The sequence below is a fragment of the Vibrio sp. C8 genome (assembly GCF_054051265.1).
The window spans coordinates 187,498-214,482 of the sequence record NZ_JBPAOE010000044.1 but is presented as its reverse complement, the minus strand read 5'-3'; the positions used below and the strand labels follow the sequence as shown (position 1 = coordinate 214,482).

At 43.1% G+C, this 26,985-nt stretch carries 22 protein-coding genes and 1 riboswitch; of the genes, 8 read left to right on the top strand and 14 right to left on the bottom strand.

Going from position 1 to position 26,985, the window contains the following annotated elements:
- Positions 1-7: 7 nt before the first annotated feature.
- The 3 genes from ileS to murJ form a co-directional block, all read right to left on the bottom strand.
- Positions 8-2,869, bottom strand: a complete 2,862-nt coding sequence (gene ileS, locus ACRQQK_RS16430) for an isoleucine--tRNA ligase (RefSeq protein WP_457513143.1) — start codon at positions 2,867-2,869, stop codon at positions 8-10.
- 63 nt (positions 2,870-2,932) lie between these two features.
- On the bottom strand, positions 2,933-3,868 hold the full coding sequence (gene ribF / locus ACRQQK_RS16425; RefSeq protein ID WP_457513142.1) for a bifunctional riboflavin kinase/FAD synthetase: 936 nt from the start codon (positions 3,866-3,868) through the stop codon (positions 2,933-2,935).
- 71 nt (positions 3,869-3,939) lie between these two features.
- Positions 3,940-5,502 (bottom strand): murein biosynthesis integral membrane protein MurJ, encoded by a 1,563-nt coding sequence (gene murJ / locus ACRQQK_RS16420; RefSeq protein ID WP_457513140.1) that lies wholly within the window; start codon positions 5,500-5,502, stop codon positions 3,940-3,942.
- 259 nt (positions 5,503-5,761) lie between these two features.
- Here murJ and rpsT point away from each other — a divergent pair, with 259 nt between their 5' ends.
- Positions 5,762-6,022: a 30S ribosomal protein S20 gene (rpsT, locus tag ACRQQK_RS16415; RefSeq protein ID WP_042484294.1), complete on the top strand. Its 261-nt coding sequence runs from the start codon at positions 5,762-5,764 to the stop codon at positions 6,020-6,022.
- Positions 6,023-6,105: 83 nt separating this feature from the next.
- On the opposite strand, the gene ACRQQK_RS16410 is transcribed toward rpsT, so the two are convergent.
- Together ACRQQK_RS16410 and nhaR are read right to left on the bottom strand one after the other, a co-directional pair.
- Positions 6,106-6,399: an ArsR/SmtB family transcription factor gene (locus ACRQQK_RS16410; protein ID WP_167410844.1), complete on the bottom strand. Its 294-nt coding sequence runs from the start codon at positions 6,397-6,399 to the stop codon at positions 6,106-6,108.
- Positions 6,400-6,655: 256 nt separating this feature from the next.
- Positions 6,656-7,546, bottom strand: a complete 891-nt coding sequence (nhaR, locus tag ACRQQK_RS16405) for a transcriptional activator NhaR (RefSeq protein ID WP_167410845.1) — start codon at positions 7,544-7,546, stop codon at positions 6,656-6,658.
- A gap of 397 nt (positions 7,547-7,943) precedes the next feature.
- Between nhaR and ACRQQK_RS16400 the strand changes: the two genes are divergently transcribed.
- Both ACRQQK_RS16400 and ACRQQK_RS16395 read left to right on the top strand, forming a co-directional pair.
- Complete coding sequence (locus tag ACRQQK_RS16400) at positions 7,944-9,089, top strand: Na/Pi symporter (RefSeq protein ID WP_457513137.1); 1,146 nt, start codon at positions 7,944-7,946, stop codon at positions 9,087-9,089.
- A 181-nt stretch (positions 9,090-9,270) separates the two neighbouring features.
- Positions 9,271-9,370, top strand: a riboswitch (purine riboswitch).
- Between the two features lie 113 nt (positions 9,371-9,483).
- Positions 9,484-10,491, top strand: coding sequence for an adenosine deaminase (locus ACRQQK_RS16395; protein WP_457513135.1), 1,008 nt, complete (start codon positions 9,484-9,486; stop codon positions 10,489-10,491).
- A gap of 61 nt (positions 10,492-10,552) precedes the next feature.
- Here the strand turns inward: ACRQQK_RS16395 and ACRQQK_RS16390 are convergent, their stop codons facing one another.
- The gene (locus tag ACRQQK_RS16390; RefSeq protein ID WP_457513133.1) at positions 10,553-11,647 is read right to left on the bottom strand and encodes a GNAT family N-acetyltransferase/peptidase C39 family protein; all 1,095 of its coding nucleotides are present in this window, start codon (positions 11,645-11,647) and stop codon (positions 10,553-10,555) included.
- A 475-nt stretch (positions 11,648-12,122) separates the two neighbouring features.
- Between ACRQQK_RS16390 and ACRQQK_RS16385 the strand changes: the two genes are divergently transcribed.
- The 4 genes from ACRQQK_RS16385 (at position 12,123) to ACRQQK_RS16370 (ending at position 16,605) form a co-directional block, all read left to right on the top strand.
- Positions 12,123-13,574, top strand: a complete 1,452-nt coding sequence (locus tag ACRQQK_RS16385) for a RimK family protein (RefSeq protein WP_457513131.1) — start codon at positions 12,123-12,125, stop codon at positions 13,572-13,574.
- A 146-nt stretch (positions 13,575-13,720) separates the two neighbouring features.
- Positions 13,721-14,659, top strand: a complete 939-nt coding sequence (locus ACRQQK_RS16380) for a zinc transporter ZntB (RefSeq protein WP_457513129.1) — start codon at positions 13,721-13,723, stop codon at positions 14,657-14,659.
- Between the two features lie 192 nt (positions 14,660-14,851).
- Positions 14,852-15,403, top strand: a complete 552-nt coding sequence (locus tag ACRQQK_RS16375) for a gamma-glutamylcyclotransferase family protein (RefSeq protein ID WP_457513127.1) — start codon at positions 14,852-14,854, stop codon at positions 15,401-15,403.
- 182 nt (positions 15,404-15,585) lie between these two features.
- Complete coding sequence (locus ACRQQK_RS16370; RefSeq protein ID WP_457513125.1) at positions 15,586-16,605, top strand: substrate-binding domain-containing protein; 1,020 nt, start codon at positions 15,586-15,588, stop codon at positions 16,603-16,605.
- 105 nt (positions 16,606-16,710) lie between these two features.
- On the opposite strand, the gene galM is transcribed toward ACRQQK_RS16370, so the two are convergent.
- From galM to galE, 4 genes are read right to left on the bottom strand one after another with little or no spacing between them, the layout of a single operon-like run.
- Complete coding sequence (gene galM / locus ACRQQK_RS16365) at positions 16,711-17,775, bottom strand: galactose-1-epimerase (RefSeq protein WP_457513123.1); 1,065 nt, start codon at positions 17,773-17,775, stop codon at positions 16,711-16,713.
- Positions 17,776-17,787: 12 nt separating this feature from the next.
- Positions 17,788-18,939, bottom strand: a complete 1,152-nt coding sequence (gene galK / locus ACRQQK_RS16360) for a galactokinase (RefSeq protein WP_457513121.1) — start codon at positions 18,937-18,939, stop codon at positions 17,788-17,790.
- An 11-nt stretch (positions 18,940-18,950) separates the two neighbouring features.
- Positions 18,951-20,003 (bottom strand): galactose-1-phosphate uridylyltransferase, encoded by a 1,053-nt coding sequence (galT, locus tag ACRQQK_RS16355; RefSeq protein ID WP_457513119.1) that lies wholly within the window; start codon positions 20,001-20,003, stop codon positions 18,951-18,953.
- A gap of 21 nt (positions 20,004-20,024) precedes the next feature.
- On the bottom strand, positions 20,025-21,035 hold the full coding sequence (gene galE / locus ACRQQK_RS16350; RefSeq protein ID WP_457513117.1) for a UDP-glucose 4-epimerase GalE: 1,011 nt from the start codon (positions 21,033-21,035) through the stop codon (positions 20,025-20,027).
- A gap of 337 nt (positions 21,036-21,372) precedes the next feature.
- On the opposite strand from galE, the gene ACRQQK_RS16345 reads away from it, so the two are divergent.
- Complete coding sequence (locus ACRQQK_RS16345) at positions 21,373-22,527, top strand: HD domain-containing phosphohydrolase (protein WP_457513115.1); 1,155 nt, start codon at positions 21,373-21,375, stop codon at positions 22,525-22,527.
- 17 nt (positions 22,528-22,544) lie between these two features.
- Here the strand turns inward: ACRQQK_RS16345 and ACRQQK_RS16340 are convergent, their stop codons facing one another.
- The 4 genes from ACRQQK_RS16340 to ACRQQK_RS16325 are packed head-to-tail and all read right to left on the bottom strand — an operon-like array spanning position 22,545 to position 26,976.
- Positions 22,545-23,543 carry a tetratricopeptide repeat protein gene (locus ACRQQK_RS16340; RefSeq protein WP_457513113.1) on the bottom strand — a complete coding sequence of 333 codons (999 nt, stop codon included), beginning with the start codon at positions 23,541-23,543 and terminating at the stop codon, positions 22,545-22,547.
- Positions 23,544-23,556: 13 nt separating this feature from the next.
- Positions 23,557-24,504: a type II secretion system F family protein gene (locus ACRQQK_RS16335; protein ID WP_457513111.1), complete on the bottom strand. Its 948-nt coding sequence runs from the start codon at positions 24,502-24,504 to the stop codon at positions 23,557-23,559.
- Between the two features lie 2 nt (positions 24,505-24,506).
- A complete protein-coding gene (locus ACRQQK_RS16330; protein WP_457513109.1) occupies positions 24,507-25,475 on the bottom strand; it encodes a type II secretion system F family protein in 969 nt (322 codons plus the stop codon).
- A 10-nt stretch (positions 25,476-25,485) separates the two neighbouring features.
- Complete coding sequence (locus ACRQQK_RS16325) at positions 25,486-26,976, bottom strand: CpaF family protein (RefSeq protein WP_457513107.1); 1,491 nt, start codon at positions 26,974-26,976, stop codon at positions 25,486-25,488.
- Between the last annotated feature and the right edge of the window lie 9 nt (positions 26,977-26,985).

Here is a 26,985-nt window from a genome sequence, read left to right as displayed (position 1 = left end):
CCTTTGGTTATGCGAATTTACGAACTTCGCCTTCGCCGTCAACGTTCGACACACAACGACCGCAAATTTTCTCGTGACCAGCAATAGTGCCAACGTCTGCAGTATGGTGCCAACAACGGTCACACTTCTCTGCTTCAGTTTTGCTAACTTGAACGAACAAACCTTCGATCTCAGTTTCATGTGCAGCTTCTGTCTTCTCAGATACTGGTTTAACCGCAGCTTTAGAAGTCAGTAGTACAAAGCGAAGTTCATCTTCAAGCTTGTTGAGTTTCACTGCTAGTGCGTCATCAGCAAACAGAGTCACTTCAGCTTGCAGTGAACCACCGATGGTTTTCTCGTTACGTGCATTTTCAAGCAGTTTGTTCACCGCACCGCGAATCTCTTGGATTTCAGTCCAGAACTCGTTGTTAAGCTCTTCGCCTTCAGCAAGACCAAACAGACCTTGGTACCATTCGCCAGTGAACACAAACTTGCTGCGCTCTTCACCGTTTTGTTGCTTAGCTGGCATTTCGTTCCAGATTTCATCCGATGTGAACGACATGATTGGCGCCATCCAACGAACCAAAGCTTCTACGATGTAGTAAAGCGCTGTTTGACAGCTACGTTGAGCGTGGCCGCCTTTCTTCGCTGTGTACTGACGGTCTTTAATCACGTCTAGGTAGAAAGAACCCATTTCTACAGAACAGAAATGCATTAGGCGTTGAACAACCGCGTGAGTGTTGTACTCATCATAGGCTTTCACAATTTCTTGTTGTGCAGCAAAGGCACGCGCCACAGCCCAACGATCCAGAGCAACCATGTCTTCCGCAGCAACCATATCCGTTGCTGGATTGAAGCCGTTTAGGTTAGCTAGGAAGAAACGAGCCGTGTTACGAATACGACGGTATGAGTCTGCACTACGTTTCAGAATTTCATCAGAAACCGCAACTTCACCGGTGTAGTCGGTTGAAGCAACCCACAGACGAAGAATGTCTGCGCCAAGTCTATTGGTCACATCTTTTGGAGCAACCACGTTACCGATAGATTTAGACATCTTACGGCCTTGACCATCAACCACGAAACCGTGAGTCAATACTTCTTTGTACGGTGCTTTGCCTTTCATCGCGATTGATGAAATAAGAGAAGACTGGAACCAGCCACGGTGTTGGTCAGAACCTTCTAGGTACATGTCTGCTTCCGCACCGTTGAACTCTTCACGGTTATCAACCACTGCGTAGTGAGTAACACCAGAGTCGAACCATACGTCTAATGTGTCTAATACTTTCTCGTATTTCTCAGCGTCCGCACCAAGCAGTTCAGCAGGTTCAACGTCCCACCATGCTTGAATGCCTTTCTCTTCAACAAGCTTCGCAACGTTTTCAATCAGTTCAGGGCTGTTTGGATGCAGTTCAGAGGTTTCTTTATGAACGAACAGAGCAATTGGCACACCCCAAGTACGTTGACGAGATACACACCACTCTGGACGACCTTCGATCATGCCTTCAATACGGCTTTGACCCCATTCAGGCATCCATTGCACGCTCTTGATTGATTTCAGAGCTTGTGCACGAAGACCTGCTTGATCCATTGAAACGAACCATTGTGGGGTCGCACGGAAAATGATTGGAGTTTTATGACGCCAGCAGTGTGGGTAGCTGTGCTCATAAGCGTGATGGTGCAGTAAAGCGCCTTTCTCTTTTAGCAACTCAACAACAGCATCGTTTGCTTTAAATACGTGTTGACCAGCAAAGAACTCAGTATCAGGAAGGTATACACCGTTTGAGCCTACTGGGTTCGCCACTTCTAGACCGTATTTCTGACCAACTGCAAAGTCTTCTTGACCGTGTCCAGGTGCTGTGTGAACCACACCAGTACCTGAATCAGTTGTAACGTGATCACCAAGGATCGCAGGAACAGTGAAGTCATAGAATGGGTGTTGGAACTGAGCCAGTTCTAAGTCACTGCCTTTCGCAAAACCTAGATTATGGAAATGTTCGATACCTGCACGATCCATTACTTCTTTAGCAAGTTCAGAAGCAACAATAATACGTTCAGGCTGCTGTTCTTTTTCAGAATTAGCTTCAATTTGGATTAGAACGTACTCAAGATCGTCACGCAGACACACTGCACGGTTCGCTGGAAGCGTCCATGGTGTTGTTGTCCAGATTACGATTGAAACATCACCGTCACCAGCATGATCAGATTTCAGATCAAACTTAGATAGTAGTGCCGCTTCATCAGCTGCTTTGAATCGAACATCGATAGATGGAGAAACTTTGTCTTTGTACTCAACTTCTGCTTCGGCTAGTGCTGAACCACAATCCGTACACCAGTGAACAGGTTTGAAACCTTTCAGTAAGTGGCCGTTATCGGCAATTTTACCTAGCGCACGGATGATGTTTGCTTCAGTTGCAAAATCCATAGTGCGGTAAGGCTTGTCCCACTCACCAAGAATACCAAGACGTTTGAAGCCTTCTTTTTGGCCTTCAACTTGACCCGCAGCGTATTCGCGACATTTTTCACGGAACTCTGCAGCAGTCACTTTTTGTCCTGGTTTGCCCACTTTCTTTTCGACCATTAATTCAATTGGTAGGCCGTGACAGTCCCAACCTGGAATATATGGTGAGTCAAAACCAGAAAGCGTTTTAGATTTAATAATAATGTCTTTAAGAATCTTATTAAGTGCGTGACCAATATGAATATCACCGTTGGCATATGGAGGGCCATCATGCAGGATGAAAGATTTTTTGCCTTTTTTAGCTTTACGGATTTCACCGTATAGATCTTCTTGGTACCAACGCTCTAACATTGCTGGCTCACGTTTGGCCAGATCACCGCGCATTGGGAACCCTGTCTCTGGTAAGTTCAGGGTATTTTTATAGTCACTCATCGATTCTTAATTCCGTTATATTGGGCGAAGTTAGACATTATTTTAACCAGTGGAATCAACTGGTTAATTCTTAAACTGAAGCAACCACACCCTAGCCGCTTCAGCATCCAATTCTATTTGTTGTTTAAGCGCATCAAACGACTCAAACTTCTTTTCATCTCTTAGCTTATGCAAAAGTGCTACTTCTAACTGCTTTCCATACAAATTACCTTGGAAGTCAAATAAGTGCACTTCTAGCTGCTGACGAACACCATTTACTGTTGGTCGTTGGCCAATATTCGCCACACCACCAATAGGTTGTTCACCAAGCCCATAAGCTTCGACAACATACACACCAGACACAGGTGAAACACAGCGTTTTAGTGGAATATTTGCCGTAGGAAATCCGATAGTACGACCAAGTTTTCGGCCATGGGAAACTCGGCCGCTAATACTATAGTTTCTTCCCAGCATCTCTGACGTTCCCGTCAGATCGTTTTCGGCCAACGATTCTCGAATCGCCGTACTACTCACTCTAAGCTCTTCTAAGCAGAAACTTTCCGTGCTAACGACTTCAAACCCATATTTTTGCCCAGCTTCTTTTAGCATAGCAAAATTGCCTTTGCGCTCTCGGCCAAAACAAAAATCGTCGCCAACAACCAGAAACTTAACACCCAAACGTTTTACCAACAAGTCATGGATAAAACTGTCCGCGTTTAGACTGGCAAAATGATGGTTGAAATTCACACACAACAGTCGGTCAATATCCAGTTTACTCAGTTGAACAAACTTATCTCTCAAACGAGTTAACCGAGCTGGTGCTTTGTCTTTTAAGAAAAGCTCCATAGGCTGCGGTTCAAATGTCATTACGACTGAAGGTAAATTCAGCTTTTTGGCTTGTTCAGAGACTTTCTGCAGAACTTGCTGATGTCCTAAGTGAACACCGTCAAAATTACCAATCGTCAACACACAACCATTGTGTTGTGCTTTGATATTATGAATACCGCGTATTAATTCCATTGGAATACGTTTAAAACCTATAGTTCTCAGTTATATTGGCGCGAAACTGGCGGATTATACCCTAATTAACATTATTCTGTCGCCGCTTTTAAATCCTTTAAGCGTAAGCCTAGAATCAATGCGGTGAACAAATAAACAATTGCACCTAAAGCAATCAGCGCAGCCAGCATTAATGCGCGATGATGGAAGCTCCATTCCAACCAAACAGACATCTCTTCCAGTTGCCATAAAATAGCGGCAACCATTGCTCCACCAGCAACGATCAAGCGAGCAAAAAACAGCACTGTTTTACGTGAAAGCTTGTAAACACCTTGCTGATGCAAACCGTTATAAAGCAAAGCCATATTAATGAAAGCAGATAATGCCGTTGCCGCAGCCAAACCTACGAAGCCATAGAACCAAGCAAAGATGGCGTTAAACACCATGTTACTTACCATGGCGATAATGCCGTAGCGAACGGGCGTCTTAGTATCTTGGCGCGAGTAATACCCCGGAGCGAGTACCTTGATCAGCATAAAGTTCAGCAGACCGGCAGCATAAGCCAGCAGAGACATCGAAGCTTGGTCAACGTCATTAGCTGAAAACTCTCCACGCATGAAAAGTACCATCAGCATTGGTTTCGCCAACACCATCAAACCCAGCATGGCAGGTACACCTAGCAGAGTGACCATGCGCACGCCCCAGTCCATGGTCTGAGAAAAGCCTTCACTGTGCGCATCAACGTGTTTGCGTGAAAGTGCCGGCAGAATAACAGTTGCAATCGCAATACCGAACAAACCTAACGGGAATTCCAGTAAGCGATCAGAGTAATAAAGCCAACTGATAGAACCCGTTTGCAAGAAACTAGCGACAAAGGAATCAAATAGAAGGTTAATTTGGCTCACTGACACACCAAACAAAGCCGGTATCATCAAAGTGCGAATTTTGACCACTCCAGGATCTTTCCATCCCCATTTTGGTTTAACTAAGGCTCCAGCTTTGATCAAAAATGGCAGTTGGAATAAAAACTGAACTAAACCACCTAAAAATACACCTATTGCTAAACCAATTTCTGGTTGTTCTAAATTTGGCGAAATATACCAAGCGGATAAAATCATCATTACGTTTAGGAACACGGGCGTAAACGAAGAAACCGCGAACTTACCGAGGGTGTTTAATATCGCGCCCGACAAAGCAACAAAAGTAATGAACCATAAATAAGGAAAGGTGATCTTGAGAAGCAGGCTTGCCAGTTCGAATTTTGGCGCTGCGGGCCCATCATTTAGCCAGTCTAGAAACCAACCAGCACCAAACAGTGCAGTAACAACACCAGAGAACACAATACCCAGCACTGTTACAATAGAGACTAGTACCCCTAAAGTTCCCGACGCTTTAGCAATCAGGTCTCGAGTTTTGTTTATATCACCAGAAGCATGATACTCAGTTAACACCGGAACAAAAGCTTGAGAAAAAGCACCTTCAGCAAACAGACGGCGTAAAAAATTGGGAATACGGTTGGCAAAGAAGAACACATCCGCGCTCGCGCCTGCTCCCATAAGATTTGCAACAACGATATCACGCACTAATCCCAGCACGCGGGAGATAAGTGTCATGGCACTGACAATCATGCCAGACTTGAGTAAGCGTTTGCTCACGATAACCTCGAAAAACAAGCTAAAACAACATAGTCGCACACTGAATGCAAAGAATGTCATTCAGAGAGCAGATAAGTATTAGCATTGAAAAAAAAATACTGTTAGAATCCACGCCATCTTAACCGCGAAGACCTTTTTATACCAAACTTGTTTGGTGCAGTTGGGTTTTTGCACAAATCATTTGACATTTTAGAGCAAATAGGGGATATTCCTCGCCCTTAAAATGTTACCTAACGAAAAGTTTTTGGGAGTTAGACCCTTGGCAAATAGTAAATCTGCTAAGAAGCGCGCTATCCAAGCTGAGAAACGTCGCCAGCACAATGCTAGCCGTCGTTCTATGATGCGCACTTACATGAAGAAAACTGTTGCTGCTATCCAAGCAGGCGACAAAGAAACTGCAACTGCTGCTTTCGCTGTAGTTACACCAATCCTAGACCGCATGGCGACTAAAGGCCTTATTCACAAGAATAAAGCAGCTCGTCATAAGTCTCGCTTCGCTGCAGCTATCAAAGCTCTATAATTCTGGCTTGAATTATCAGCGATGAAAAAAACCGGCTTTTGCCGGTTTTTTTATTTTCTGCTTTAACTCATTTTCTGAATAGATTACTCACAATACAAGTTGTGAAGCAACTCAATCATCTTTTTCACATCATCACTACTTAACGTATAAAAGACAGTTTGAGCCGATTTACGCGTGTTTACTAGCCCATCGCGTCTCAACCATGCTAAATGTTGTGAAAGCGCTGATTGGCTTAGTTCGAGTTTTCCGCATAATTCACCAACCGACAACTCTTGGTTGTGAAGCAAGCAAAGAATTTGTAAACGCCTTTCATTTGCCATTGCTTTAAGCAAAACAACAGCTTGAGCGGAGTTTTTTTCCATTTCTTGTAAATTCATGAATAAGTCCCCTAGGAACAACTTCTAAACGCTCTTTAAGTCGACATGATTAACTAATTCAACTAGTTATGCGGCATATTAGCGGGGTAAAGTGTTTTGGTAATATCGGTTAATTTTATTTCTGCGACGCATCTGAATTCTTATTGATTCATAAGTTGCGCTTTTATTACTGCTCGAATTAATTAGCCCTGTGTAATAATTGTTCTTTTTATCAAATTGTGTGAAGTTAATCCAACTGTAAATAATGACAAAAGTCTCATTCAAACAATTTAGTAAAATCTGCGTCACAAATATTTTTTACTGCAGGATGCTGAATCATCCGCTCAGCAAAGATAACGTAATACTCTTCCTTCACCTCTTCGATTGGCGCGATCAGTTGCAGCGAAGAATCATCCGCAACTTCGGTGACATAAAGCAGCGGTGCTAAAAAAATCGCTTCTGGGTGATATCGGGCAAATGCCTTCATTAGAGCTGAATCATCAAACTCGCCAAGAATATTTGGTTGAATACCTTGGTGATCAAACCACTGACGGACTTTTCTTCCCATCGACGTACGACTTCCCGGCATCAACAACTTACGTTCTTCTAAAACCGCGGGGAATGAAACTTTGCCAAGATGATTACGGGCAAAGAATCCCATATGGCTTTCGCCGAGTTTTTTACTAAACAAACCTGGACTTTGGCTCGAATCAACAGGACAGTCAGAAAGAATCATATCCAGTTTATGTTGGGACAACTGCTCAAGCAGAAGCTCGTGGGTAGACTCAAAACAGCGTAAATGGATACTGTTGTCTTCAGGAATCGTAGTCATCAAGATTTTACTGACCAACCTTTTGGAAAGGGCATCAGCCACTCCCACGTCAAACAACACGTTTGATCGTTGGCTGTAGTTAACGATATCCAGCATCTCATAACTCAAACCAAACATTCGGTCAGCATACTTAAACACCAGTTGCCCAAGCTCTGTCGGTTCAATACTTCTGCCATTACGTTTGGTCAGCTTCCCATCCATACGCTCTTCAAACGCTTTGATTTGACCTGTTACCGTTTGAGGCGTGAGAAATAAGGCATCTGCCGCTTTGGTCACCGACCCCTGCTTGCAGACCATCCAAAAGTAATAAAGGTGGTTATAGTTTAAGTGAGACATAGTTGCCGAGACTCAATAGCCAAATAATCGGTAAGGTTAAACCAAACACCCGTCACCAATCAATTAATTCGAAAAAAACGAACTAAATAAGGATTAACTATACTTTTTCCTACATAAGTTATTTACTTTGTGACTTTTGCGTCATGTTTAGCTCATAGATGAACAAAAAAATGGCATTTTACCTACTGTTAATCAAATCCAAAACACATAGAAATACTCTTATTATTCATATAGATAAAAACACATCTAAAAGTTCACATGCTCCAAATTGAATCTAATTAACAAAAATATCGATTTATTACATAACTGTCATATTACTGAAATATTCGAGTTCTACTATCGCCGACAGATTCAACAACAGACCAAATGTAGTTAATTAAGGTCAATGGAGAAAACAATGATAAACCAAGCAGCTTCAACAGCAGCTCCGATTTCGTCAACGACTCGTACGCTTCGCTGGACAAACTTGGCTTTCATGATTTATTTGCTATTACTTGCCGTAACAATGGTAGGAGATGGCTTTAAATGGGCTGCAGCTGAACAAGCAAAAGTGCTTTTTGAGTTTGCTTCACACCCAGTTGCAGGATTAATGATTGGCTTAGTGGCGACCGCCTTGATCCAATCTTCAAGTACAGTAACTTCTATCATCGTAGGTCTAGTTGCCGGTGGCTTACCTATCGAAACTGCAATTCCTATGGTGATGGGCGCTAATATTGGTACAACAGTAACCAATACAATTGTTAGCCTTGGTCATATCCGTAACAAAGAAGAGTTCAAACGCGCATTTGCAAGTGCAACTATTCACGACTTTTTCAACTTGCTCGCAGTGTTGATCTTCCTTCCTTTAGAGATCATGTTCGGTCTACTAGAGAAAATTTCTCACTGGTTAGTATCACCATTCCTTGCTGGCGGTGATATGAGCATGAAAGGTCTCAACTTTATTAAGCCAATCACTAGTCCTGTAGTGGGCGCTCTGAAGCACCAATTGGCTATTCTTGGTGATATGTTTGGTGGTATTGCATTAGTGGTTCTTGGTATTGCGACCATCTTTGTTGCGATTACCGTGATAGGCAAACTGATGAAAAGTTTAATGGTTGGTCGTGCTCGTGACATTCTGCAACACGCTATTGGTCGCGGCCCTCTACACGGCATTGCATCTGGTACTGTTGTGACCGTGTTGGTTCAGTCTTCTTCAACAACCACCAGTTTGATGGTTCCGCTTGTAGGTTCTGGTGTACTAAAAGTTCGCGAAGTGTACCCATTTACCCTTGGTGCTAACATCGGTACCTGTATTACAGCTCTGCTGGCTGCAACAGCAGTTTCAGGTGAGTTTGCAGTGTTTGCACTACAGATTGCTCTGGTACACCTATCGTTCAACGTACTGGCGACAATCTTGATTTACGGTGTTCCGTTCTTACGCGAAATTCCGTTGAAAGGCGCCGATTACATTTCAGACATGGCGGTGAAAAGTAAGTCTGTGGTTGCAGGATACTTACTCTCAGTATTCATCGTTATCCCAAGCGTAATTCTTGCTTTGTCTTAAATAGAATCACTTCAAGAAGCTCTCCAACAAGGGGAGCTTTTTTTATATCTGGTTTTTATATCAGAAGTAAAACCAGAATCTTTGCTTATTGTTTAAAGTGGCAATTACAAATAATTGCGTTATCATTTGTTTAAAGTTTCTTATTTTCAAATCTAACAGTAAAACTTACTGATTATAGATTTGAAAATAGTAAAAGTTGCTTCGTATAACCCCACTGATACGGTGTGGGGGTCTCTACCAGAATCCGTAAAATTCTGATTACGAAGAGTTAAGCGAATAGGTTATCGCTTTCTCTTTGTATGGGCCCCATTTACCTCACATACCTATAAGGTAATAAAGGTAAAACACCACTCAAGATGAAAAGCGATTAATCACATGAGGATTAAGAGCATATATGAAACGATTTATCCAACAATTGCCAAAAGTCGAACTTCATTTACACATTGAAGGTTCTCTAGAGCCTGAGTTGATGTTTGAACTAGCGAAACGCAACAACATCGACATTCCCTTCTCTTCTCCAGAAGAAGTACGCGCGGCCTACCAATTTTCCAATCTTCAGTCTTTTCTCGATATCTATTATCAGGGCGCGAATGTTCTCATCCATGAACAAGACTTCTTTGACCTGACTTGGGCTTATATGCTTCGTTGCAAGCAAGACAACGTTATCCATACTGAGATTTTCTTTGACCCACAAACTCATACCGACCGTGGCATCGCGTTTGAAACCGTGATCAATGGTATTAGCCGTGCACTGGATAAAGCACAGCAAGAGTTAGGTATTTCTAGTCAGATCATTATGTGTTTCTTACGCCATCTGAGCGAACCCGCTGCGATGGAAACCTTGCTTAAGGCATTGCCATTTAAAGATAAAATAATTGGTATTGGATTGGATTCCTCCGAGCAAGGTCACCCGCCTGAGAAGTTTGAAAATGTATTCCGTAAAGCAAGAAACGCAGGTTTTATTACGGTCGCTCATGCTGGTGAAGAAGGTCCTGCTTTGAATATTCGCAACGCTATCGACCTTTTGGGCGTACAGCGCATCGACCACGGTGTGCGTTGTGTTGAAGATGCAGCATTAGTCGAAGAACTTAAACAAACACGTATGCCTTTGACGGTATGCCCGCTTTCGAACTTGAAACTGAAAGTTTTTCAGCAGATGGAGCAACACAACATTGTACAACTGTTGCGTCAGGGGCTTTGTGTCACCATTAATTCTGACGACCCAGCGTATTTTGGCGGTTACATGACAGATAACTTCAACGCGGTTGCGGATGCCCACCCTATGACTTACCAAGAGTTAGCGCAATTCACTTTGAATGCGATTGAAGCGAGCTTTATTTCCGACCAAGAAAAAGCGCGTATGGTGGAACAAACGCAAGCGTACTTGGCTCAATACGTATAGTCACGAAAACAATCTGCCTCTCTGATTCCAAAAGAATCGAGAGAGGCAGAAGACGAATGAATTAAGACGTTGTAGGAGTAATGACTACGCACGCGGTATGTTTTTGCTTCCCAAAACCTAAAATCTGACACAGCGCCTTTTTACCCAGTGGCACAAACGCTGAGGCAATCGCGTGTTCCTCGCCTTCAGCATGCGGATCATGGAAGAAGAAAAACTTCTCACTCATACCACTTAATACAATCCAGTGAGGTTCCTTCTTTCCATCAAAGCGATACGTACTGATAAGCAGCAGTACACATGCACCTTGTCTTACCCATTCTTCCAACTGATCTTGGCTTGGCGGTGCATCAATGGTCGTCACATCTTGTGTTTCTAATTGCTGACAAAAATCCTGATGAACCAGCTCGATCACCGCTTTCTTATTGGCATCACGTACACTATCAATGAACGGAGTGCTCTTAGACTGGCTCCATAGCTCAACATGAAAACCGCGTCGCGTCGCAGCTAGTGCTAAGCCTTGTCCGCTACAACCACCATGCCCAGCAGCCATGAAAATGGTCGTCGCTTCACGCCACAGTTGCATCTCCTGAATTCGTGTCGGTTCAAAGGTTTTATCCAGATAAGAAAAACTCATTAGCAAACAGGCGGCACCACAAGTAAACGGCGTGGTTTGAACATACAACGGCATAGGTAACTGCACTTTCGGACCGTGCGGTGTAAGACGTTTCTGTAAGCGGCGGCCGTTGCACAAATCATCGTAATAATGAATCAGGACTTTCAGTGTTTTATAGCCCATTTTTTCATATAAATTTATTGCTGCCGTATTGTCTTCGCGAACTTCTAGCCTTAATGTAGTGGAACCTTGATCAAGAGCTGCACGCTCACATTGCTCAACCAAATTCTGAGCAATTCTCCGTCCTCTGAAATCAGGTTTAACGGCAATTGAATACAACCTTGATAGCTGTGTACCTTGATGAAATAGTAGCAATGCATATCCAGCCAATTCCTCACCAGAATCTGCCACAAAAATGACAGCTTGGTTGGAGTGTAAAAAACGCTTCATTTGACGAGGAGAAATTTTATCTCCTTCAAATAGCTGTTGTTCTAACGCATTAAGCGCAGAGAGATCAGCACTTTTCGCAAGACGAAAGTCCATACGATGTCCTTATGGTTGTAGGGGCTGCTGGCCGTTCAAGATTGTTTTTGCAGTATTTTGTAAGTTCTTTATACAAGGCAGCGCTTATGCAATGTAGTCATCTACATAAATAAGCGATAACGCTGTAGAAAGGGCTTACAAAAACTGCCCAAAGGGTTCGGTTAAAAACGCTTTACTCTTCGTTGTAAGTTCGTCTCTTAGAATGACTAAGCTTCCTAACTTACGCCTCGATTAAAACGTTTTTAACTCGAACAAAATGCAATGTTGAAAGGTCAGCAGCCCCTAATAGATTGCAACTCAATAATACACCCAAAGCAACTAAGCATGCAGCTAGGTAATGAACAATAAAATTCGAACGATTGTCTACACTTAATCGTATCGAACCGTTGGGAGTGATGAGCAGTAAAGCTGTTTACTGTGATGCGGGAATCTAATTTTAGCGTATATAGACTCTAGCAATAGGAATCAAAATAATATGGCAAACCTTTTAATCGTGACAGACCAAGCAAGCGACTGGCAACAATACTTCCCTTCAGAACAAGTTGTCAGCGTCGCCCAATACCTTGATGCAGACTGGAAAAACAACTTCCGTAGCGTTCAAGTGGTCAATTTGTGTCGTGATTATGATTATATGAGCAACGGCTACTACTGCTCATTGATGGCAGAAGCTCGTGGACATCGCGTTATTCCGCGCGTTATGGCAATTAACGACATCAACCAGCCATTTCTGCTCTCTTCCGGTTTATTAAAACTCAATAAACTGTGCAAAAACACCGATTCTATTCACTGTAAAATCTACTTCGGGCGCACGCCAGAGCCGGGGTTGGATAAGCTTGCTCGTCGCCTGTTCGAGCAGTTCATGGTGCCCGTTATTGAACTGAAAATGCACAAGTACCAAGGGCAATGGCAGATTAACCGAATTGCACCATACCCATTCCAAGATTTGGAAGATCAAGAGCAAGACTTCTTTATTGAGTCTCTGGAGATGTTCTCTACTAAGGTTTGGCGTAAACCAAAACAAGAGAAAAAATACCGCTACGATGTGGCGATGTTGGTTGATCCTGAAGAGAAAATGCCTCCTTCAGATGCTTCAGCGCTGAAACGCTTTGTTCGTGCAGCAAACCGTTTGGGTATGAACTTAGAGACCATTTCACCTGACGACCTATCACGTTTAGGCGAGTTTGACGGCTTGTTCATCCGTGCAACCACCAACATCAGTAACTACACCTATCGTTTTGCCAAAACCGCTGAAAAGATGGGTTTAGTGGTTATGGACGATTCTGAGTCAATCATGAAGTGCACTAACAAGGTATTTTTGACTGAGCTATTACAACGCAACAACGTTCCGGCTCCTAAAGGTGTGATTGTAAAAAGCTTCGACAGTGACTGGAAAGAGAAGCTGCTTTCGCAGCTCGAATTACCAATGGTATTGAAGATTCCAGATGGCGCTTTCTCTCGTGGAGTGGTGAAAGTGCGCACGGAAGAAGAGTTGGAAAAAGAGGCTTCCGCTCTATTTGAAAAGAGCGCACTGATTTTGGCTCAAGCCTTTATGCCGACTGATTTTGACTGGCGTATTGGTGTGATGAATCGCCAACCTATCTTCGCCTGTAAATATATGATGAGTCGCGGCCACTGGCAGATTTATCAACACCACAATAGCGGCCGAGTTTCGTCTGGTGGTTTTGAAACACTAGACTTAAAACAAGTACCGAAAAATGTGGTGGATGTCGCCGTTAAAGCCGCCAACCTTATCGGTAGCGGATTGTATGGTGTTGACCTAAAAGAGATTGACGGCCAAGTCTATGTGATCGAAGTGAACGACAACCCAAGTATTGACCATCATGTTGAAGATGCTTTCTTGGGCGACTTACTTTACGACCGAGTAATGACTGAGTTCCTGCGCCGCATTCAAATGCGCGGCTTCTAATCGCACTCACCCGTAGCCCAAGATCATCTTGGGCTACTTTTTATAAAAAACATAAGCTTTACCAAAGCCATTTTCAGCTCTAGTTTCAAAACAGAGGCTTTCAAAAAGCACGATTTGAAAGAGACAAATGCTTCAAAAGGATCACTATGGATTTTTTAATCGATCACTGGCAGTTTTCAGGACAGCAAGCAACTCAACCAACGGATAAATCAACCTCGCTAGAGGCTCATCATTGGTATCATTGCCAACGAGATGTTCCGGGAGTTCGTGAGTGGCTTCTAGAGAACGCTATCCCCGCATCGATTGTCGACAGCTTGTTAGCTGAAGATACGCGCCCTTTGTTTGAGCAATATGACGAACAAAATTTCTTGCTGATTCTAAGAGGCGTCAATCTCAACGACAATGCCGACCCAGCAGATATGCTCAGTGTTCGCATTCTGTATTATCAAGGTGCATTGATCTCTACTCGCAAGATTCCATCCAAAACGATCAATGCGATCCGTGAATCTCTTCGCCAAGGCCAAGGTCCCAAAACGCTTGCTGATCTTGTATTAAATATTATTGATGGCCTGAACAAAAACATCGATAACTATCTCGATACCGTTGAAGACAAAATTGAAGCCTTTGACAGCGAGTTAGAACTGAGTGATGAATTGATGGACACCCATAAAGCGCTGCTCAAAATCAAACGCTTTATCAAACCTCAGCAATACGCGATTGATGACTATTTGTCTTCTGACGTACCTTTGGCAAACTTCAAAAACATGCGTTTGCGCCACAGTGTGAACACCATTACTCGCATTAACGAAACGCTCGACTTTTTCCTCAGTGAGTTAGACATTATTAAAGGTGAACTACGCCAATATCACGCCGAAAAAATGAACCAGAACACTTATCTGTTCTCTGTGATTGCAGCGATTTTTTTACCGACCAGTTTCTTAACCGGTCTATTAGGTGTTAACGTAGGAGGCATTCCGGGAACCGAATCTCCTATTGCCTTTGCCATGTTCTGCATCGGATTAGTGGGCATATTCGCTGTCGAGTTTTGGATACTCAAACGCTTGCAGTTTTTCTCGAAAAATTAAAACTGATTAATTTAAGAAAGCCGTAAACACCGCTACAGATTCGAATAGCCATTGATACTATAACTATTTGGATTTGTAGCAAGGCGACAAATGAGTGAAGCCCTATGAGCATAGCTAACCAAGTTATTAGTGTAAGTGATTAGGGTGAATGAATGCAGTCAACGCAGTTACAGATTCAAATAGGACGAGTACATGTATATTTTTGGCTACGGAAGCCTAATGAATTCACACTCCAGACAGCTAACTGGACAAACCGGAAGCGCCATTCCAGTGATTGCGCACGGACTAGTTCGCTCTTGGGGGAAAATTGATGACACTTACACTATATCCCCACTAGTAGTGAACACTGGTGAAGGTCAGGTTAACGGTGTGCTGTTGGAAATTGATGACGCGGCACTGGTTGAGTTTGATCGCCGTGAAAGTGGTTACCAACGCGTTGCGCTTCACCCTGATCAAATTGAAACTGATATTGAGTTCGACAGAAACAAAGCGATCTGGGTGTATGTCACCGAGCAACATCTTCAGCCTTGCGAGAAAAGTCCGATTGTTCAAAGCTATGTGGATACCGTTATTTGTGGTTGTTTAGAAGTCTCTGAAGCTTTTGCCAAACACTTCGTTCAGCATACTGTTGGATGGCATCATCCACTGCTCAATGACCGCCATAACCCTATCTATGTAAGACTTGCTGGCGTTTGCCAATCGAAACACGATTTGATTGATGATCTAGTTGCCAGCGTCCGTTAAATCTCTGTCCTCCTTCTATTTTCGGATAGGAGGAGAGAACGTTTACTAAAAACGTTTACACACTCTGTTATCCCTTCTCAAATCTAAGCTTAATCTCTCATATCTGTACATTACTTAACGGATTCGTTGCCATATTTTCACTCACATTGTTAAATAACGTTTCTTATGTAGCGAGGTCTCTCATGGCAACCATAAAAGACGTAGCACGTGAAGCTGGCGTTTCAGTGGCAACGGTTTCACGCGTGATCAATAAATCTCCCAAAGCTAGTAAAGCTTCGATCGAATCAGTAACGAAAGCGATGAAAGATCTTGGCTACCGACCGAATGCTGCTGCTCGTGCTTTAGTAAGCCAAAGTACAAACACAATTGGTGTTTTAGTGAGTGATGTGTCCGATCCTTTCTTTGGTACGTTAGTCAAAGCGGTTGATAATGTTGCTCATCAAGCGGGTAAACACTTGCTGATAGGTAATGGTTACCATGAAGCAGAAGAAGAGCGCCAAGCTATCGATCTGCTGATAAACAGTCGCTGTGATGCTTTGGTCATTCACTCAAAAGCGCTTTCTGATGAAGAACTGATTGCCTATGCTCACGAGATCAAAGCGTTGGTACTGATCAACCGCCATATTCCAGAACTCGCTGATCGTTGTATCTCTCTAGATAACTACAAAGGCGCTTACTTAGCGACTGAGTTTCTGATCCGCCACGGACATGAAAAGATCGCTTGTATCAGCTCTTCTCATCACATTGAAGATGCTGATCAGCGCATTGAAGGCTATAAAGACGCTCTCGCTGCACACAACATTTCCCTACCAGCAAGCTATTTGGAACTCGCCTCTCCAGACAGTGAAGGTGGTGAAGAAGCCATGACCAACTTACTGACCAAGTCTTTGGATATTACCGGTGTTGTTGCCTACAACGACAATATGGCAGCAGGCGCACTTTCGGTACTGGAAGAAAATGGTGTGAAGACACCACAAGATGTTTCGGTTATCGGATTCGATGACGGTTTAATTGCACGCTATGTGCGCCCTCGCCTCACAACGATTCGCTACCCTATTCAAATGATGGCAGAAAAGGCGGCAAAACTCGCACTGCAACTGGCTAAAGATGAAGAGTTGGAACAAGAGCCAATGTGTTTCTCGCCAACGTTAGTACGCCGAGATTCTGTAGACAAAGCACCGTCCAAAAGCACGCCTCAATAAGAAAAAAAAGCCCCCACTTCTTCAGAAGTGAGGGCAAAATCGCTTTCCCCCAAGAACTGTAAACCTTATCCCCCCAGCCCTTGGGTTCACTATGTCCCCTACGGGTTAGCTCGCCAAAACGTTGAACTTATACACAGTGGTAAAAGCGTATTCTTCGCCGGGAAGAGTCATGCAACTCTCCTGAGGCCAATCTGCATGATTCGGTGAATCCGGTAAATACTGAGTTTCTAAAGCAAGACCTTGATACTGTTTGTATGTGGAACCTTTTCGGTTAGGCGTTCCTTCTAAGAAGTTGCCACCATAAAACTGAATCGCTGGTTTATCGGTCAACACCTGCATAGACAGAGAACCGTCAGGCGCTTCAACGGTTGCGACTGGTTGTCTCGTTTTACCGCTGTCATCAAGTAAGAAGCTGTGGTCATAACCTTTGCAGTTTTTCTGCTGTTCATCTGTTAATAGATCTTGCTTGACCGCTTTCGCTGTACGGAAATCGAAACTGGTACTTTCAACGCTCGCAAGTTCTCCCAGAGGGATACCTTCAGACGTTGTTGGCAGATAGTAGTCAGCATTAACTTGCAGTTTATGCTCTAGAATATCTGCGCCAGATTCTGCACCAAGTAAATTGAAATAAGCATGGTTAGTCAGATTCAGCGGTGTCGCTTTATCGGTTGATGCTTTGTAGCTAATCACAACCTGGTTATCGTCTGTTAACTCATAAGTCACCGATGCGGTCGCATTACCCGGAAATCCTTGATCACCATCAGCAGAGAAAATTGAGAATTCAACTTTCTGTTTGCTTTGATTGACGATTTGCCAGCGACGATGACTCCAACCGTCTTTACCACCATGCAAACAATGCGCACCTTGATTCGCCGCTAACGTATAAGTTTGGCCTTGCCAAGAGTATTGGGAGTTTGCAATGCGGTTTGCATAGCGACCAACCGTTACTCCTAAGAAGCTGCCATGCTGCTTGAAGTCTTCCATAGTGCTTAAGCCAAGCAAGACTTCGCGCATTTCGCCTGCGACAGGTATTTGGCAACTCAACCACGTTGCACCAATATCCATAAACACAACTTGCACACCACTCGCATTAGTCAGCTCTACCAGCATTGCAGGCTTGCCATCGTAAGCGGGTGATTGAGTCATTGTTTCAAATAAAGAATGGGTCATCATTAACGCCCTCTAGTGAATCAAACCAGCGCCAGCTTTTGCCTGACACACATAAAAGGTTGCAGTAAGACCACTTTGTTGTGGGTAAAGGGTTTCAACCGCTTTTTCCACATCATCAACCAATGATGGCGGAACCAGCGCGACAATACAGCCACCAAAACCACCGCCTGTCATACGTACGCCGCCTTGAACGCCAATCACATCTTTTACGATGTCTACTAGGGCATCGATTTCTTTTACTGTGATTTCAAAATCGTCACGCATAGACGCATGAGATTGCTCCATAAGTTCTCCCATGCGTTTTAAGTCACCAGCGCTTAAAGCATCGGCCGCTTGCAGCGTACGTTCATTTTCTGTGATTACGTGGCGAGCGCGTTTAGCAACTACAGGATCGAGCTGCTCTACTTTGTCGTTAAACATTTCGATAGAAACATCGCGAAGCGCTTTCACACCAAAGATTTGTGCTGCCTCTTCACATTGCTGGCGGCGAGTGTTGTATTCACTGTCGACTAAGCCGCGTTGCTTGTTCGAGTTGATGATGACGACCGCCATATCTTCAGGCATTGAAACCGCTTTGGTTTCTAGACTGCGACAGTCGATAAGAAGCGCAGAATTCGCTTGGCCTTCAGCAGAGATCAGTTGATCCATGATGCCGCAGTTACAACCGACAAACTGGTTTTCAGCTTGCTGACCATTTAAGGCAATTTCAGCTTGGCTAATAGGTAAGCTGTAAAGTTCTTTAAATGTCTGACCAATAACAACTTCTAATGCAGCAGAAGAACTTAAACCCGCGCCTTGAGGTACATTACCGCTGACAGCGATATCGGCACCGTTAAATGAGTAACCGCGTTCCATCAAGTACTTCACTACACCGCGAATGTAGTTAGCCCACATTTTGTTTTCGACAAAGGTAATTGGCTGAGTTAAATCGAACTCGTCAATCGCATTACCATAATCCACAGCAACTACTTTAACCTTCGAATCAGAACGAGGAGAGGCCGCAACCACAGTTTGGTAGTTAATCGCACAAGGCAAAACGAAACCATCGTTGTAATCAGTATGTTCACCAATCAGATTTACACGGCCAGGAGCCTGAATAAGATGGCTTGCCTTATAACCCAGTACTGCTTCAAATGCAGCTTCAACACTATTAATTAAGCTCATAATTGTTCCACTTATTGTTCTTTGTAATGTACGTCTGATAGCGATCGTAGTCGCTCTGCGGCTTGTTCTGCGGTTAAATCTCGCTGAGTTTCCGCCAACATTTCATAACCAACCATAAATTTGCGAATACTTGCGCTACGCAACAGTGGTGGGTAGAACAAAGCATGTAATTGCCAATGTTCAACACTCTGACCATCTGTAAAAAACGGTGCGTAATGCCAACCCATTGAATATGGGAATGAGCACTCGAACAGGTTGTCATAACGACTGGTTAATTTTTTAATCGCAATAGCAAGATCATCGCGCATTTCATCACTAAGCTCGCTCATGCGGCGGATGTGGGTTTTCGGCAATAACATGGTTTCAAATGGCCATGCCGCCCAATAAGGCACTAGCGCGACCCAATGTTCTGTTTCAACGACAATTCTGGAACCGTCTTTTAACTCTGCTTGTACATAATCCACCAGCAGGTTTGAATTATTCTCTTTGTAATACGCACGTAAGTTATTGTCTTTACGTTCGATTTCATTAGGTAAAAAGCTATTTGCCCAAATTTGTCCGTGTGGATGCGGTTGAGAACATCCCATGGTTTCGCCCTTATTTTCAAAAGCCTGAACCCAGAGATACTCTTTGCCTAGCTCTTCAATCTGCTCATTCCATGTATCAATCACACCACGAATGGCTTGAGCAGATAATTCAGGCAAAGTCTTGTTGTGGTCCGGCGAAAAACAGATAACCCGACTTAAACCGCGAACGCCTTGCACCTTAAATAGGGGATGTTCATTTTCAGGTGCATCAGGAGAATCAGCCATTAACGCGGCAAAGTCGTTGTTAAAAACATAAGTACCTTTGTAGTCTGGGTTCTTATCGCCAGAAATTCGCTCATTGGTTGGACACAGGAAGCACTTCGCATCATAAGCAGGCAGTTCAGCGACAGATGGCTTTTCATCCTGACCACTCCAAGGGCGCTTGGCTCGATGAGGAGACACAAGCACCCATTGCCCAGTTAATGGGTTATAGCGACGATGCGGATGATCTACAGGGTTAAATTCAGTATTTGACATAACTTTTATTCATCTCTCAAACTAGTAACCTTGCGGGTTAGCAACTTGCCAACGCCAAGTATCTTCTGTCATTTCTTTTACGCTGCGAGTTGCTTTCCAGCCCAGTTCGCGTTCGGCTTTTTCAGTACTCGCCCAACATTCAGCAATATCACCAGCACGACGAGGGCAAACCTCATAAGCCACATTTTTGCCGCAAGCTTGGCTGAATGCGTCTACCATATCGAGCACACTAGAGCCTTTACCAGTGCCTAAATTATAGATATGTAAACCACTCTTCTGACCAACGTGAGTTAATGCTGCAAGGTGGCCGTCAGCTAAATCCATCACATGAATGTAGTCGCGAACTCCCGTACCATCAGGTGTTGGGTAATCATTCCCGTACACCGAAAGTTTTTCTCTGCGCCCTACTGCCACTTGTGCGATATACGGCATAAGGTTGTTTGGAATACCTTGCGGATCTTCGCCCATCAAGCCTGATGGATGCGCGCCAACAGGGTTAAAGTAGCGCAGTAAAGTAATACTCCAGCTCGGATCTGCGTTGAAAAGATCCGATAAGCATTCTTCCACCATGTACTTGCTGCGGCCATAAGGGTTGGTCGTTGCGCCTGTCGGGAAAGACTCGGTAATTGGCACTGAAGCTGGGTCACCATACACAGTGGCAGACGAACTAAAGATGATATTCTTCACTCCCGCTTTACGCATAGAACGCGCAAGAACTAAAGAGCCGTTAACGTTGTTATCATAGTATTCGAGAGGCTTAGCCACCGACTCACCCACAGCTTTCAAGCCAGCAAAATGAATTACAGCTTTGATATCATGCTCAGCAAAAATGGAATCGAGCAGCGCTTCATCACGAATATCGCCGTGATAAAAAACTGGAGCTACGCCAGAAATCATCTTAATTCTGTCCAACACCTTCTCTTTGGCATTGCACAGGTTATCGAGAATGATGGGCTCCATCCCAGCGTCAATCATTTGCACGCAAGTATGACTACCTATGTATCCCATACCGCCAGTGACCAAAACTTTCACTTCACTTACCTCAAACAACATCTCATTTAATGTGCAAGAGTGTAGCAGGCTATATCGTCAGCATTCTGTGATCACTGCTGCAGAGTGGAAACGTTTACACAAATTACACCAAATTGTCATAAACACAGGGGAAGTTTAGATAACAACTGTCTATCAGTGAGTGAAAATTTTAGAAAAAATCCTTTTTCAACAATGGGTAAACGATTTCACGTGAATATTTTTAAGTCTATTTTCTGGTTATTAATTAAACAGAAAAAAGCAATATCAACTAAACTTATTAAGTAGCTATAGGCGAATGAATTAAGTCAACATTGAGTGAAGAATCAGGGGGAAGACAATGGACACGCACAGCAAACATAGCGTTCACAGCTATTTCGCTTCCACTGGAACGCTGAATAATCAGCTTGCTGATATTCATCAGCGTATGCTTGTGTCGGTCCCAGAAATCGATCGTATTTCTTTTGCGCTTTATGATGAAGAGAACGATCACCTAAAAACCTATGCTGATAGCACTTTTCATGGCTTCGAACTCTTACATTACGAATTCCCTTTATCAGAATTACCCGCATTAAAAATCTGTTCTGAAACAGGAGAAAGTCGCTGTTTGGGCGACATTCCAAATCAGCTCAATGCCAAGTATCCCCATTCCAAATGGCTTATCGAGCAAGGCTATCGCTCATCGCTTGCCGTTCCCGTTTTCCAAAATAAGAAATTTATCGGTTTCATTTTCTTAAATTCGTTTCAAAAAGACTTATTCAACGAGTCCATTACTGAATCACTTAAACCTTTCTTAGAAATTATTCGTTTTATTGTGACTTCTGAGTATGACGTGGTGCATTCACTACTGGACTCAGCCAGTCATGTTCATTCGCAATCTCAAGAACACTGGCAAGAGTCTTCTGAACACAAAGAAAGAATCTGTCGATATGCCAAAGTGATAGCACTTGAAGTTGCACACACCTACGAATTGGACGATGAAACCATTGAAAACATTACCCTGTTTTCTAAATGTCACGATATTGGAAAGCTGTCTATTCCAGTAAGCTTGTTAACTAAGTCAAGCTCGCTAGGACATGAAGAGCGAGATCAGTTAAAAGATCATGTGGAAAAAGGCGTAGAGATCATCAATAAGATCATTGATGAAATGGGCTCACCGGATCACCCTTGTGTAGCCGTACTAAAAGAGATCGTGGCTTATCATCATGAGTTTTTAGATGGTAGCGGTTACCCCTATGGGTTAACCCAAGAAGATATCCCAATATCTGCCCGCATTATTACCGTTGCCAATGTATTCGATGCTTTAACCAGCCACCGCCCATATAAACAAGCTTGGTCTGTTCCATTTGCGTTACTTGAATTAGAAAAAATGGTCGCTAACGGCAAGTTGGATAAACACTGCGTAAATGGGTTGAGATATCATCAAGAATATTTGAAGAGAGTGATTGAAGCCTATCCTGAGCCAGATCCCAAAGATAGGCTTGACCATCATTGAGAGAACATTTCTCTTTTTTATGGCGTTCTTGCCCGCACTTCTGCCAAGGCACGTTCTAGATTTTCATTAGCAATCTTGTAATAAGAAGGCTTTTTGTCGATGGCTTGCTGTAAATATGGGATAGCTTCTTCTGGTTTGCCCTGAAGCATCAAGAAATAGCCAACATTATTCAACGCTTCTGGTGGATCCATTCGTCGCATAAACACATTTAATGCGCGCTGAGTTTCACCTTTGGCTAAATAAATGAGTGCCAAGTTGTTTAACGCCTTCTCATTATCTGGTTCTTGCTCAAGAGCAGCTAAGGTAAAACGCGTCGCATCGGTGTAATTTCCACTCATATAATGGGAATACCCCATGTTCATTAGCGCCTTACTTGATTTAGGCTGAATTTTTAAAGCATGTTTGTAAAACGCCTGTGCTACTTCATGTTGCGCTTTAACATCATCGAGAATGCCTAATCCCATATAGGCACTGGCCGGAGAAAGGCTGTCGCTGCTTAACGCTTCAATCTCTGAAACACTCGCATCATCGTCCAGTTTTAATCTTGAATTCAAGCGCAATTGATCGGCATTAATAGCTCGTAAAAAGTAACTTCGACCTTCATCAACTTTACCTTGTTTACTGTAATTCGAACCCAATTGTTCCAAAACCTGAACGTTATTAGGGTTGTGCTCTAACGCCAATAAATAGGCTCTTTCTGCAAGTTCATAATTGCCACGAGACTGATGTATACGACCGATGGTGTACAAGGTTTTGTCGCTATATTGTGAATCGGGAAAATCTAAAGAACGAATATATTCGTACAGGGCCAAATCAGAATTGTTTTGCCTTAACGCATAGTCGCCACGCTTTATCGCTTCCGTTTCGGTTAGAGGCGCAGCGTCTGTACTAAAGGTTTCTACGGGCCTTCCATCATAAAGTTCACTATCAAACTTAGATTGTTTATCAGAATCACTTGCACAGCCGGCTAATACTGAGATCAGTAAAAGAGTGACATAGTTATATTTCTTTTTCATCGCATTTCCCCTTTTACATCTTTTCGAATACATCCATCAGGTTGATCATTGCAGGTCCGATCACTACAATAAAGAAACAAGGCCAAATACAAACTAGGAGAGGAAATATCATTTTCGTTGGTATTTTGGCTGCTATTTCTTCCACTTCCTGTGTTCGTTTGTCTCGAAAATCTTCAGTATAGTCCCTTAGCGTTTGTGACAAGCTGCCACCAATTCGTGCGGCATGAGAAAGCATACTGATTAAACCAGCCAACTCATTAACCCCGGTTCTTTCAACAAATCCTTGAAAAGCCTCTGACATTTCGTAACCCGCTTTGATTTTCAGACATACCGTATCAAGCTCGTCGGCCAAATCAGGATGAGACATTCCAAGCTCTTTCGACACCCGCATCAAAGCGGCATTCAAACCCAGCCCTGATTCAGTACACACCACCAATAAATCCAGCATGTCTGGTACGCCAGATTTGATTCGAGACTTTCTCTTTTTCACCAATCGATCTAATAAGATATTCGGTATAAACAACCCAACACCAAGTCCAAATGAGATGCTTATCAATGGGTTAGAGTCACTTTCAGAAAATACAGAGTAAATTAATGCACCAAACAGCCCCAACAAAGTCGACAGCGCTTTCAACACATAAAAGAAAGTCAACGCAGTTTCGTTGTGAAATCCAGCGTGCATTAACTGATGACGCACACTCTCTTTCTCTTTAGAGCTTCCGGCAGCAAAAATAGGAGACAAAGACTCAAGAGCATTGTCGATTTTTGTGGCTCTTCTCGGTAATTCTGCTGTATTTTCAGCTTTATAAGTCTGTAAACGGTTGCGCACTACGGATTTACTGCCCGATACCACCAAGAATATCGTTATCACGATCAATACCGTAGAGAACATCACCATCATCAAAATTAGGTTTTCTTGCGTCAACTGAAAATTTTCAAAATAAGCTAAAATTGCATCCATAATTAAACCTCAAAATTGATGATTTTTCGGATCCACATAGCCCCAATAAACAGCCCAACGCCACCTATCATTACAAGTTTTGTTCCCCTTGGATCGGTATACAAAGGATCCAAGTACCCTGGGCTAATAAAACTCAACATCACAAAAATTGCAAAAGGTGCTAAAACCAATATCCAAGCCGAGAGTTTACTTTCAGCGGATAAGGTTTTAATTTTTCGCTGCAACTTAAATCGAGCACGTAATACCTTTGACACTTTATCTAAGTTTTCAGATAAATCCCCCCCTGTCTCTTTCTGCAATAAAACCGCACTAGAGAAAGCAAACATAGAAACCGTTGGATTACGTTCTACCATTTGCATCATCGCTAGACGGATATCATACCCATAGTTCAATAAGTTAAAGGTGGTTTTAAACTCGCTTCCTAGCGGGTCCGGCATCTCTTTACCCACTTCACTAAAAGCGTAAGTTATCGGATGACCAGCAGATAGCATTCGCTTCATGACATCTAGTGCATCAGGAAAAAGTTCTTCAAATTTGCCTAGTCGCTGAGAAATTTTGCTCGAAATAATGAAGTAAAGTACCAACCAGACAAAAAAACTGACCAAAAAGGCGATATAAAAGCGAGCCCCAAGGAAAAAGAACACAATAAACAAAGCAATTTGACTCAAAGAGGTGATGGTCACGACTTGAGTTAGAGAAGAGCCTATACCAGCAAGCTCCAAGCTTTTTTTCATGTTCGAAAAAGCGGCAAAGCTAACGAGTTTCTGGTCGATAGGTGAAAGGCTGCGAAGATAATGTTCATTCAACAGTGAACGACTTTGCTCATCAACTAAAGACTGGCTCTCTTTCAGCCTTTTGCTGATCGTTTTATGTTTGGCTTTATTTCCGGCAGCAGGTAATAGAAACGCCTGCGATATTAAGAAGACGGCAAAAAATAGAAAACCGAAGAAATATAGGCTGTCCTGTTGCATGCGTTACCTCCTATTCAAACGTTTCGTTGAAAATTTCATAAGGTAAATGCCAACCACGTTTAGACAATGAATCATGACACTGTGGAATGACGCCTGTTGCCGTAAAATAGCCAATAACATTTCCCTCTTCATCCATACCTTGTCGTTGGAATTTGAAAATTTCAGACATGGTAATAATGTCACCTTCCATGCCATTGATCTCTGCAATACTAACCATTCGCCGTTTACCGTCTTCTTGGCGCTCCATCTGCACAACCAAATGAATAGCGGAAGCGATTTGTGCACGTAAATTCTTAGTCGATATATTCCAACCAGCCATAGCAAACATATTTTCAACCCGGCTCAATGCATCACGAGGGGTATTGGCGTGAATGGTTGCCAACGAGCCGTCATGCCCTGTGTTCATTGCAGCCAACATATCTACTGCTTCACTGCCACGTACCTCACCGAGCACTATTCGGTCAGGTCGCATACGTAATGAGTTTTTAACCAGATCCCTTTGGGTAATCTCACCTTTCCCTTCGAGGTTTGCTGGGCGAGTTTCTAAACGAACAACATGGGGTTGTTGTAATTGCAATTCAGCGGAGTCTTCTATAGTGATGATCCGGTCGTCGCTTGGTATAAAACCAGAGAAAATGTTTAACGTGGTGGTTTTACCTGAACCAGTACCACCTGAAATAAGGATATTGAGTTCGCCTTTAACGGCTGCTTCGACAAACTTTGCCATCTGTTCTGAAATAGAGTTAAATGACAGCAAGTTATCCATTGTAAGCTTATCGACAGCAAAACGACGAATGGAAACAGAAGGCCCATCAAGAGCCAACGGTGGGATAATGGCATTAACACGCGAACCGTCAGCTAAGCGAGCATCGACCATAGGCGACGATTCATCGATACGACGGCCAACTTGACTAACAATTCGGTCGATAATGCTACGCAAATGCCTATCATCAAGAAACGTATAAGGGGTTCTTTCTAACTTACCTTTACGCTCGACAAAAACACTTTTCGCACCATTGACGAGAATATCTGACACGGTGGAATCGTTTAAAAGAGGCTCTAGTGGGCCTAAACCAAACACTTCATCTTCTATCTGCTTAATGACACGCTTACGTCCCTCCGCACTCAAAGCATGGCTTTGATCTTCAGCCATTAACTGAACCACAGCATCATGGAGATCTTTCTTAGCTCTGTCTTTTTCTAAGCTAGACAGTAATGCTAAGTCCAGAGTTTCTAGTAAACGACGATGATAATAGTGTTTGGTAGCCTGCTCTTGCTCTAACTGCTTCCGAGTATCATCGATTGCCTTATTTTTAGCTTCAGCTTCTCTAAGTTTACGCTGAAGAGGACTCTCATCTTGTTTGGGTGCCTCACTCTTTTCAATTTTTCCTTGAATCGGAGTCGTTTTGGGCTTTATTTGTGTATTAGTATTTCGAGAATGTTCCTCCTTTAAGAGATCATCCTGAAAATCAGAACTAATACTTTTACGTTTAAAAAACATATAAACTCC

What these genes read in the sequence shown, in the direction of transcription:
- galK (WP_457513121.1), bottom strand. Translation starts at nt 18,939, where the DNA reads ATGAGCTTAATTAATAGTGTTGAAGCTGCATTTGAAGCAGTACTGGGT.
- nhaR (WP_167410845.1), bottom strand. Translation starts at nt 7,546, where the DNA reads ATGTCTCACTTAAACTATAACCACCTTTATTACTTTTGGATGGTCTGC.
- ACRQQK_RS16325 (WP_457513107.1), bottom strand. Translation starts at nt 26,976, where the DNA reads ATGTTTTTTAAACGTAAAAGTATTAGTTCTGATTTTCAGGATGATCTC.
- ACRQQK_RS16380 (WP_457513129.1), top strand. Translation starts at nt 13,721, where the DNA reads ATGGATTTTTTAATCGATCACTGGCAGTTTTCAGGACAGCAAGCAACT.
- ACRQQK_RS16375 (WP_457513127.1), top strand. Translation starts at nt 14,852, where the DNA reads ATGTATATTTTTGGCTACGGAAGCCTAATGAATTCACACTCCAGACAG.
- ACRQQK_RS16410 (WP_167410844.1), bottom strand. Translation starts at nt 6,399, where the DNA reads ATGAATTTACAAGAAATGGAAAAAAACTCCGCTCAAGCTGTTGTTTTG.
- ACRQQK_RS16335 (WP_457513111.1), bottom strand. Translation starts at nt 24,504, where the DNA reads ATGGATGCAATTTTAGCTTATTTTGAAAATTTTCAGTTGACGCAAGAA.
- ACRQQK_RS16390 (WP_457513133.1), bottom strand. Translation starts at nt 11,647, where the DNA reads ATGGACTTTCGTCTTGCGAAAAGTGCTGATCTCTCTGCGCTTAATGCG.
- galM (WP_457513123.1), bottom strand. Translation starts at nt 17,775, where the DNA reads ATGACCCATTCTTTATTTGAAACAATGACTCAATCACCCGCTTACGAT.
- ACRQQK_RS16395 (WP_457513135.1), top strand. Translation starts at nt 9,484, where the DNA reads ATGAAACGATTTATCCAACAATTGCCAAAAGTCGAACTTCATTTACAC.
- ACRQQK_RS16370 (WP_457513125.1), top strand. Translation starts at nt 15,586, where the DNA reads ATGGCAACCATAAAAGACGTAGCACGTGAAGCTGGCGTTTCAGTGGCA.
- ACRQQK_RS16330 (WP_457513109.1), bottom strand. Translation starts at nt 25,475, where the DNA reads ATGCAACAGGACAGCCTATATTTCTTCGGTTTTCTATTTTTTGCCGTC.
- ACRQQK_RS16340 (WP_457513113.1), bottom strand. Translation starts at nt 23,543, where the DNA reads ATGAAAAAGAAATATAACTATGTCACTCTTTTACTGATCTCAGTATTA.
- ACRQQK_RS16345 (WP_457513115.1), top strand. Translation starts at nt 21,373, where the DNA reads ATGGACACGCACAGCAAACATAGCGTTCACAGCTATTTCGCTTCCACT.
- galT (WP_457513119.1), bottom strand. Translation starts at nt 20,003, where the DNA reads ATGTCAAATACTGAATTTAACCCTGTAGATCATCCGCATCGTCGCTAT.
- ACRQQK_RS16385 (WP_457513131.1), top strand. Translation starts at nt 12,123, where the DNA reads ATGGCAAACCTTTTAATCGTGACAGACCAAGCAAGCGACTGGCAACAA.
- ileS (WP_457513143.1), bottom strand. Translation starts at nt 2,869, where the DNA reads ATGAGTGACTATAAAAATACCCTGAACTTACCAGAGACAGGGTTCCCA.
- ribF (WP_457513142.1), bottom strand. Translation starts at nt 3,868, where the DNA reads ATGGAATTAATACGCGGTATTCATAATATCAAAGCACAACACAATGGT.
- ACRQQK_RS16400 (WP_457513137.1), top strand. Translation starts at nt 7,944, where the DNA reads ATGATAAACCAAGCAGCTTCAACAGCAGCTCCGATTTCGTCAACGACT.